Source organism: Streptomyces sp. SID3212, assembly GCF_009865405.1.
In the GTDB taxonomy this organism is placed as follows: Bacteria; Actinomycetota; Actinomycetes; order Streptomycetales; family Streptomycetaceae; genus Streptomyces.
On sequence record NZ_WWJY01001264.1, the window covers coordinates 1 to 515 of the forward strand.

A 515-nucleotide genomic window follows, 5' to 3' on the forward strand; every position below is an offset into this window, starting at 1 on the left:
AGCCCGTCCGGCGATTGAGGACATCAGTAACCCGCGCCCGAGCACCGGGCATGAGGCCAAAGACAACGATCAAACGCGCGACCGAGCGCGAAACGCGGCTTTGCGCGCCTCCTTCGACACCCCCCGGTCCCGATGCAGCCGCCCCATCGCCTCCAAGACATCCGCCGTCGCCGGATGATCCACCCGCCACGCCGCCTCGAAGAACCCGCTGTGCTGCCCCACCAGCCCCTCCACCAGCTCCTGGAGCTCCTCGGGTTCGCCGTCCGCCGACAGCTGCGCGGCAATCGTGTCGATGGCGAGCCAGAAGATCATCGACTCCGGCGGCGCCGGCACCTCCCCCGCCCCCAGCTCCGCGAGCCACACGCGGGCGAGGCCGCCCAGTTCCGGGGAGTCCAGGACCTCCCGCACCGCGGGCTCCGCCTCCGCGCCGACCAGGGAGAGCGCCTGCTGGCAGTGGAGGCGGCGCAGCGGCGCCCCCGGGTCCGTGCCGCGGGCCGCCGCGAGCAGGTCGCGCG

1 pseudogene is annotated in these 515 nt (G+C 73.6%); it reads right to left on the reverse strand.

Annotated features, from left to right (window positions below):
- Positions 1-69: 69 nt before the first annotated feature.
- Positions 70-515, reverse strand: a pseudogene (locus tag GT042_RS37875) (hypothetical protein); the annotation flags it as partial.